Origin of the sequence: Xanthomonas bromi (assembly GCF_900092025.1) — a bacterium.
GTDB classification, from domain to species: domain Bacteria; phylum Pseudomonadota; class Gammaproteobacteria; order Xanthomonadales; family Xanthomonadaceae; genus Xanthomonas; species Xanthomonas bromi.
On the sequence record NZ_FLTX01000082.1, the window covers coordinates 1 to 658 of the forward strand.

The 658-nt window shown below is 71.4% G+C and carries 1 pseudogene; it reads right to left on the bottom strand.

What is annotated here, in order from left to right:
* Positions 1-658, bottom strand: a pseudogene (locus tag XBLMG947_RS23850) (type IV secretion protein Rhs); the annotation flags it as partial.

The window sequence follows — 658 nt, forward strand, 5'->3', positions numbered from 1 at the left end:
TCGATCTCGCACAGCGGCAGGCGGTTCTCGTCGAACTTCACCAGCGACACGTGGCCCAGCGAGTCGGTCACCGCGGTCTCGCGCAGCAACGCGTCGTAGGCGAAACGGTAGTCGTACAACCCACCGTCGCCCCAGGCGTGCACCACCCGCCATTGCCCGTCGTAGGCGTAGTGGAACGACAGGCCCACCCGGTCGGTATGCTGGACCATGCGATGCTGGCGGTACGCGAACGTGCGCGGCACCCCCAGCGCGTCCTCGGCCGCCACCAGATCGCCTTCCACATAGCGATAGGTCACCAGCGGATGGGTCAGGCCGGTGGCCGGGTCGTGCAGGCGCAGCCGGTCGATACGGCCATGGCGCGACTGCACCTCGATGAAGCGGCCCTGCAGGCCGTCCACGCCGCGTTCGACGATGCGCACCAGGTGGCCGTCGCCGCGCTCGAAGCGCCAGTGGTTGCCGCAGGCGTCCTCGACCTGCGCGATCGGCAGCGTCCGCGCGCGCGGCAGCACCCCGACGCCGGCCGCCGGCGCATCGCCGAAGCGGTAGCGCAGGTCGGACTTGGTCCGCACCAGCAGGTCGGCGCCTTCGCGCAGCAGCCGCGCGCCGTCGACGAACTCGACGACCGGGGCGCCGTCGGCGTCCGGCAGCTGCGGGAACA